Source organism: Shewanella sp. 11B5, assembly GCF_002836795.1.
GTDB lineage: Bacteria > Pseudomonadota > Gammaproteobacteria > Enterobacterales > Shewanellaceae > Shewanella > Shewanella frigidimarina.
In genome coordinates, this window is sequence record NZ_PJAP01000539.1 from 1 (window position 1) to 5428 (window position 5428).

Annotated in this window: 3 protein-coding genes; 2 read left to right on the forward strand and 1 reads right to left on the reverse strand. The window is 41.6% G+C overall.

Features of this window, described 5'->3' with window-relative positions; translation table 11 throughout:
* On the reverse strand, window positions 1-783 hold a 783-nt coding region (locus CXF78_RS12685; RefSeq protein WP_102036999.1), incomplete at its 3' end, for a hypothetical protein.
* Window positions 784-1086: 303 nt separating this feature from the next.
* Between CXF78_RS12685 and CXF78_RS12690 the strand changes: the two genes are divergently transcribed.
* Both CXF78_RS12690 and CXF78_RS12695 read left to right on the forward strand, forming a co-directional pair.
* Window positions 1087-2688: an ABC-F family ATPase gene (locus CXF78_RS12690; RefSeq protein ID WP_102037000.1), complete on the forward strand. Its 1602-nt coding sequence runs from the start codon at window positions 1087-1089 to the stop codon at window positions 2686-2688.
* Between the two features lie 382 nt (window positions 2689-3070).
* A complete protein-coding gene (locus CXF78_RS12695) occupies window positions 3071-5311 on the forward strand; it encodes a peptidase U32 family protein (RefSeq protein WP_102037001.1) in 2241 nt (746 codons plus the stop codon).
* The last annotated feature ends 117 nt before the right edge of the window (window positions 5312-5428 follow it).

The following is a 5428-nucleotide window of genomic DNA, read 5'->3' on the forward strand; positions in this document are numbered from 1 at the left end:
TATTTCATTGCGCTCAAGCACCCAGCGATCATGTAACTGGCGTAAATCTTCAATCGACGGCAATTGACTAACCCGTTGTAGCGGATCGAAAACCCCTAGCGCGACGCCTAAATGCAAAGTGTCATTCAAGTACGCCATTAATTTACTTCGTCCTTGTTGCTGATTAAACGCCAAATCGAGCCCAAGCGGAGTGCCAGTAAAAAATGGGTACATGTGATCAACACTCAGAGCAGTTAAGTTAATCTGTTGATAATGCTTAAAACGACTAAAGTGTTCAAATCGCACATCTAATTGACGTTTAACATGCAGTAAATCGGCTTCTCGTTCATAGGTTAACGTTAACTTATCAATAAACTTAAGCGCTGCTTTACTGCTGTGATAGCCCAGCGCCGTTAAAATCTGCCGCTGACCAAGTAAACAAAATTCAAGCGCTTGTTGATTATCGACACTGCATTGCTCGCAAATCAGTAATAACAACACCGGTCTGCTGAGTAATATCTGTAATGCGGGTTCACAATTAGCTGCCAGCCACAACATTTGGTATTGATGCTCTGCAAAAGGCTGAGTGATCTTCAACAAATGTTGCGGAATAGTCGCCAACCAGGCTCGACCAGCTTCGCTTTGAGTCACTAAATCAAGTCCTAGCCCTAACCCGCCTTCAAGTTGCTCATTAGATTGATGATTAAAGGTTCGAAATCCAGCTAAGCCATTATCCCAGCAGTGTAATTGAACATCATAATCAAAACCCAATTCGCGCATAGGGATGGATAACGCACCAGTCATGTCGACTCCTAAAACAACCAAATCAATAATGTAGCTGATATTGAAACTTATTTGGCATCAGATTCTATAGCAATCGATTCAACCGCGCAGATATCAGCCAATTTACACAGTTCGATACTTCCCTAACACAAGGTTAACGCCATTGTCTGCTATATAAGCAGATTATAAATCGACAACTTAGCGCTAACCTGTATAATCCGCGGCCTATTTACTTACATATACTTATGTCTGTCTTATTCACACGTGGCTGTTGTCTTGCCCTTTGTTGATAAATATTCAGTAGTACACAGTTGGAACATTGCTTTGATTTCTACCGCTAATATCACCATGCAGTTTGGCCCTGAGCCATTATTTGAAAACATCTCGGCTCAATTTGGTCACGGTAACCGTTACGGTTTAATCGGCGCAAATGGCTGTGGCAAATCCACGTTTATGAAAATTTTGAGTGGTGCTTTGGCTCCAACATCAGGAAACGTGTCGATTACGCCAGGCTTTAAAGTCGGTACGCTTAGTCAAGATCAGTTCGCGTTTGAACAATATAGTGTTGTCGACGCTGTGATCATGGGTGATGTCGGACTGTGGAAAGTAAAACAAGAACGTGACAGCATTTATGCAAAAGCAGAAATGACCGACGAAGACGGCATGCGAGTAGGCGACCTAGAAAGTCAGTTCGCGGAAATGGACGGCTACACAGCTGAAAGTCGCGCTGGTGAAATTCTGTTAGAAGCCGGTATTGAAGAGTCATTCCACTTTGGTTTAATGCAACAGGTTGCTCCAGGTTGGAAATTGCGCGTGCTATTAGCACAAGCTTTATTCGCTAACCCAGACATTTTGTTACTCGACGAACCTACCAACAACTTGGATATTCATACCATTAGTTGGTTGGCAACAGAGCTAAACAAACGTAAATGCACCATGATCATCATTTCGCACGACAGACACTTCTTAAACTCTGTTTGTACCCACATGGCTGACATCGATTACGGCGAATTACGTGTTTACCCTGGTAACTACGAATATTTCTTAGCTCAATCAGGCTTAATTCGTGAGCAACTATTAGCAGGCAACGCCAAGAAAAGTGCTGAAATTGACGAGCTGCAAGACTTCGTTAACCGTTTTGGTGCAAACGCATCTAAAGCAAAGCAAGCTAGCTCACGCGCTAAAAAAATGGACAAAATTAAGTTAGATGATGTTAAGTCATCTAGCCGTATTACCCCGTCGATTCGTTTTGCAGAAAGCAAAAAGCTGCATCGCCAAGCACTCGTACTTGAAGAGTTGTCACACGGTTTCGACGAAGTGTTATTCGAACACGGCGACCTTATTCTTGAAGCGGGTTCTAAACTGGCGATTATTGGCGAGAACGGCGTAGGTAAAACGACCCTTTTACGCTGCTTAGTAAATGAATTGCAACACAATCATGGCCGTATTAAATGGTCTGAAAATGCTGCGATTGGTTACTGCCCGCAAGACAGCACCGCTGACTTTGATAATGACATGACTTTATTTGATTGGATGTCATTATGGCGCACACCAAAGCACAATGACTTGATGGTTCGCGGCATGTTAGGTCGTCTGTTATTTTCTGATGACGACGCCAATAAAAAAGTCCGCAACTGTTCTGGTGGTGAGAAAAACCGCCTATTATTCGGTAAGTTAATGATGATGGATATTAACGTGCTGGTAATGGACGAGCCAACCAACCACATGGACATGGAAGCGATTGAAGCGCTAAACCAAGCCTTGAAATTATTTGAAGGCACATTAATATTTGTCAGCCATGACCGCGAATTTGTGTCATCTTTGGCAACGCGTATTATTGATGTAAAAGGCAAAAAATTGATAAACTTCCAAGGTACATTTGATGAATACCTTGCAAGCCAAGCTGAAGCAGAAGCCCGAGGTTAACCTCTTTTTGGGCATGCGATACTCAATGTCCATTAACGGATAACATCGTTAAAGTAAGGTCTTCATGTTGCATAATATTGCAAAGATGAAGACCTTTTTTGTTAAATTCATTATAGAGATAATGATTAAGCAGAAATCGCGATTGCAGATGTATGTATAAAGATCAGAAGTGTAGACATGAACGACTGTCAAACTTGTCATTTACTTTACTAACTGTGCGATTTAACGCCGTTAGCAAAGCAAAGGCTGTTTGGGAGGCGTTGGTTATCACGAACTGAGGTTATTTATATTCATAAAGCCTAATCAATAGTAATCCGTTGCAGATACACGTAAAATCTACGCCTAAAATTAATAACTAACGACATAAAATAGCGAAAATATCATGAATAGAAAAATCGAATTATTGGCACCCGGTGGAGATGTCGATGCGATCAAAGCTGCGATAATAGCCGGTGCAAACGCCGTTTATTGTGGCTTAGATACCTTCAACGCCCGTAACCGTGCAGCAAACCTATCATTCGATGACTTAATTGGTGTTATCGCGCTTGCACACCAATATCAGTGTGAAGTGTTTCTTACTATGAACATCGTTATTTTAGAAAACGAAGTTCCGACATTGGTTAAATTGCTCAATCAGCTTGTGAATACGGGTATCGACGGCATTATCGTCCAGGATTTAGGCCTGTTTAATCTAGTGACTAAACATTTTCCAAGCCTAGCAATTCATGCCTCAACCCAGCTGACAACTCATAACGAAGGTCAAATTGGCTTCTTAGCCAAAATCGGCGCCACTCGTGTCAATTTATCTCGTGAGCTAAACCTTGGCGAAATTAAAAGCCTCACCACCCTCGCCCACGATCACGAAGTGCTTACCGAAGTTTTTGTTCACGGCGCATTATGTATCGCCTTCTCTGGTCAATGTTATTCAAGCTCAGTGAGTGTTGGTAATTCTGGCAACCGTGGCCGCTGTAGCCAGGCATGTCGTGACGAATATGAAGTCACAGCAGCGGGTAATAAGTTTCCGCTGAATCTAAAAGACAACTCAGCTTACTTTGATTTACCAGAATTGGTTGATGCCGGTGTTGACTCACTCAAAATTGAAGGCCGCATTAAAGGTGCGCAATATGTGCATACCGTGGTGGATAGCTGGCGTAAACAGATCGACAAATTTATCGAAACAGGCAAGCTGTTAGCCGATGACTCGAACTTACATAAAGTATTCAACCGTGATTTTACCAACTCGTTTTTAAAGGGTAACCTCACCAAAGACATGTTTATCGACAATCCACGCGATAACAGCTTTAAACATGCTAACGACAAAAGTAACGCGATATCAGTGGTTCAAATTCAAGAAGCACAACAAACACTGTCGTCAGAAAAAGACGCCATTGTGCAACTGGTTGCCGAAAAAATTAATCACCTGAGTATTGCCAAGCCAACGTTAGCACTGGCATTTTCAGGTCAAGTTGATCAACCATTGTCGATCACGGTGACCACGCCAGACCAACACTTTGTGATTGAATCATCTATCTCTCTAACCCAAGCGACAGAATCGCGGGTTGATGAAGCGGCCATTGAGAAACGCTTTAAAAGCTTAAAAGGCAGTGGTTACTTGTTACAAGCGTTTAATTACGACGACTTGCAGGCTGATTTAAGCTTACCATTTAGTCAGTTAACTCAGCTTAAAAACCAACTGTTATTACAGCTAACACAAAGAGAATACATAGGTGCAGTAACCTTACCCAAGTTACCTAAGCATCCGAAAGTAACAGAAACACCGACATTATCTTTGCTTATTAGTGATGAAAAAGACGTCAACTTATGTGATGTTACCGATGCCGACATCTACTTTAAGCTGCCTGAAAGCTTTAAGAAAAACGACAACAAGTATATTGATATCTTTTTACGCAACCCAAGGTTAATTCCGTGGTTTCCGGCTGTGCTTATTAGCAAAGATTACATCGAAGCAGTAAGAGTGTTAGAAGTGGTTAAGCCTAAGCGAATTGTTACTAACAATACCGGCGTCGCGTTTAAAGCCTATGAAATGGACATTGAGTGGATTGCAGGCCCGTTTTTAAACACCACTAACTCTTATGCCTTGCTAACATTACAAGAGCAATTAAATTGTGCTGGTGCGTTTATTTCGAACGAGATTAATCGTAATCAAATTAAAAACATCGCCAGGCCGGAAAACTTCAAACTGCTTTACAGCATCTATCACCCAATTTTGATGATGACCAGCAGACAATGCTTTTTCCAACAAACGGTAGGCTGTAATAAGCCCAGCATTGAAGACGGTTGCATGCTCAAGTGTGAAAAAGCCACTACCATCACTAATGTGAAAGGTATTTCGTTTGCAGTAGACAAACAAAAAGGCGGTTACCCGAGCATCTATAACCACGAGCAGTTTTTAAACATCGAAGCCGTTGAAGATTTATCACACTTATTTGATGAGTTCTTTATCGATCTCACCAACATAGGATCTGGCTCAAAAGCTGAAATCGATAAAACTCAGCTGGTCGCCCACTTCGAAAACGTCCTTAAAGGCGTTAGCGAATCCAAAGTTGAGCTAAATCAACTGGTGACAATTTCGACTAATGCCCAGTATCAGCAAGGTTTGTAATAACGCTGGATAATGACTCGCTCGACATAGAGTGTGATGGTTAACTTATGACTCAATTAATTTATCAGTTATCGATTATCAATTATCAATTATCAATTATCAATTATCAATTATCGA